General features: G+C 51.1%; 2 protein-coding genes and 1 pseudogene. 2 read left to right on the forward strand and 1 reads right to left on the reverse strand.

Annotation, left to right across the window (positions count from 1 at the left end; all coding sequences use genetic code 11):
• Positions 1-273: pseudogene (locus tag AACS18_RS05940) on the reverse strand (bifunctional acetaldehyde-CoA/alcohol dehydrogenase); the annotation flags it as partial.
• Between the two features lie 840 nt (positions 274-1,113).
• Here AACS18_RS05940 and AACS18_RS05945 point away from each other — a divergent pair.
• Positions 1,114-1,749, forward strand: a complete 636-nt coding sequence (locus AACS18_RS05945; protein WP_005337678.1) for a YchE family NAAT transporter — start codon at positions 1,114-1,116, stop codon at positions 1,747-1,749.
• A gap of 279 nt (positions 1,750-2,028) precedes the next feature.
• On the forward strand, positions 2,029-2,716 hold a 688-nt coding region (locus AACS18_RS05950), incomplete at its 3' end, for an ABC transporter substrate-binding protein (protein WP_258228678.1).

Here is a 2,716-nt window from a genome sequence, read left to right on the forward strand (position 1 = left end):
TTCGCTCAGAATGCCGCAGGTCTTCTCGTCTTTGTACTTGTTGTAGATGTATTCGGAGGCGAAGTGGTTCTTGATAACCTTGTCTTCGATGATACCCATACCGGATTCTTCCACGGCCATCTGGGCCAGGGGGATACGGGCGTTGTTGGCGGCCAGGGCGGCGGCACGGAAGATCTTGTCTACCTGCTCTTGAGAGAAGCTGGCGAATTCACGCTGGGCTTCCTTAACGCGGGCGACCAGTGCATCCAGTTCAGCCAAATTGGTTACTGCCATGTTTATCTCCTGATTATTTGAAAACTGTTTAGTAAGACGTTGGCAATGCCCGGCAATTATAGTCGCCCTGTCAAGACGGTATCGTTGCAACAGCTTTTTCACATGCCTTACTAAATCGCTTTCTGAGTCGATTATAGAGCGGGGCTGACTCAGAAAAACTTGATCTGGATCATGTGTAACAAAAGAACAAAAGAAATTTTATTTCACAATCCTTGTTTGACCGATGTTATCGGAATGTGCATCAAAGGGAAAGGCGAGAGACTTGTTAACGCATGGTAATAAACCACATTTATCAAGTGGTTAATTGCACTTCGCCATCAGATAGCAGGGGCGTTTTGGCTGTATAGGTTAGCAAATATGAGTGAATCGGTTTCAAAACCACCGACAAACGCGCTTTATTCCAGCGTTTGTTGCGAAAATGATTGTTGTTTTAATCCATGACTAATCCGCTTTATTCCCCGAGGACGCCATTTCTGCCCGCTTTCCCGGTTTTTGCATTGTGACTCTCTTGCCGAGTCAATGAAGTGATGTCTGGCCTGAAATAGTGGGAAGGTAAAGCCTGGATCCTCTCGAGTTGCTTGGTCATTCGGTCAGTCATCGTCGGGCTCTCTGGTCGTGATTAAGCAGGCTTGCGCTCACTTTTCTGGCGTGTGTCGGGCGGTAGAAAGGGCTTTTGGCATCGGTTTATGCCAGTTAGCGCGGATGCATTAGATGAACTAACTAAAAAACCCTCAAAATGGTGAGATTATTTGATTGGTGCCCGCTCTGGCTATGATGTAAATTTACGCACGAAATTAATGGACTGGCCCGCTGGGCCCGAAACTCTATTGGAAGGCGCCTATGGCAGCAATTGACGTCTCGTTGTATCTGAAGTTCTTTGTCGGTTTGTTCGCAATTATCAACCCGCTTGGTTTGTTGCCGGTGTTTGTCAGTCTGACCAGCCACCATACCCAGGCCGAGCGGATGAAAACCAATACCACTGCCAATATCGCGGTGATGGTGATCCTGCTGGTCTCCATGTATATGGGGCAGCTGATCCTCGATGGGTTTGGCATCTCGCTGGCGTCGTTCCGGATCGCCGGTGGGTCGCTGATTACCCTGATTGCCTGGTCGATGCTGCAGGGCAAGCTGGGCGAGGTGAAGCACAACAAACAGGAGAAGGGTGAACTGGCGGTGCGCGAGTCTATCGCCGTGGTACCGCTGGCGTTGCCGCTGATGGCAGGCCCCGGTGCCATCTCCTCGGTGATTGTCTATGCCAGCCAGAGCCACTGGCAGCAACTGCTCGGCATGTCAGTGGTTGTCGTTGTCTTCTCCTTCTGCTCCTGGCTCATCTTCCGCGCCGCGCCGCTGCTGTTCAAGATCATGGGCAACACCGGCATCAACGTGGTGACCCGTATCATGGGTCTTATCATGATGTCGCTGGGGATCGAGATCATGGTGGCCGGCATCAAGGGGGTTTTCCCCAGCCTGATGTGAGCCAGCTCCGCTTTATGAAAGCCGGTCCTCGTGACCGGCTTTTTATTGGTTGCTTTTTGCTCGGTCTTTTCTAGAATCGGTCGTTTGTGTGAAAAATGAGCGCTTTGCTGGTGTTTTAATACTGAAAAAGCGCATGGTGGCTGATTTTTTGACCAGAAAATGACGATTACCCTGACAATATCTGTTGCATTATCGGAATTGGCAGGGAATTATGCTGGGAGCGGGTTTTAACCCCGTCACTTTAAAAAATGCATGGAATGTTCTTGTTGGAGTAGGGAAATGACTCATAAAAAAACAATGATTAACACATTGCTGGTGGCTGCACTGTTTGGTGGCGTCAATGTGGCTCAGGCTGCCGATGTCCCGGCGGGAACCAAGCTGGCTGAAGTCCAGCAACTGGTAAAAGGCAACGGCTCGGAGCCTGCGACCCTTGACCCGCACAAGACCGAAGGAACGGTCGAATCCAATATCCTGCGCGACCTGTTCGAGGGTCTCGTTGCTTCCGGCCCGAAAGGGGAAATTCTCCCGGCGGTGGCCGAATCCTGGGAAACCAAGGATAACAAGCACTACGTCTTCCACCTGCGCAAAGATGCCAAGTGGTCCAACGGTGACCCGGTCACTGCCCACGATTTCGTTTTTGCTTTCCAGCGTGCCGTTGATCCGAAAACCGCCTCTCCTTACTCCTGGTATCTGGAGATGCCGACTATCGCCAACGCCACCGATATTATCGCTGGCAAGAAACCCGCTGATACGCTGGGTGTGAAGGCGACCGACGACTACACCTTCGAAGTGCAGCTTGAGAAAGCGATCCCTTACTTCGTCAGCATGCTCTCCCACACCACCACCTATCCGGTACCGAAAAAGGTAGTCGAGCAGTTTGGTGACAAGTGGACCCAGCCGGAGAATATGGTATCCAACGGTGCCTATGTGCTGAAGAAATGGGTGGTTAACGAGCGGATAGAGCTTG

Source organism: Aeromonas sp. HMWF015 (genome assembly GCF_963878965.1).
GTDB classification, from domain to species: Bacteria; Pseudomonadota; Gammaproteobacteria; order Enterobacterales; family Aeromonadaceae; genus Aeromonas; species Aeromonas veronii.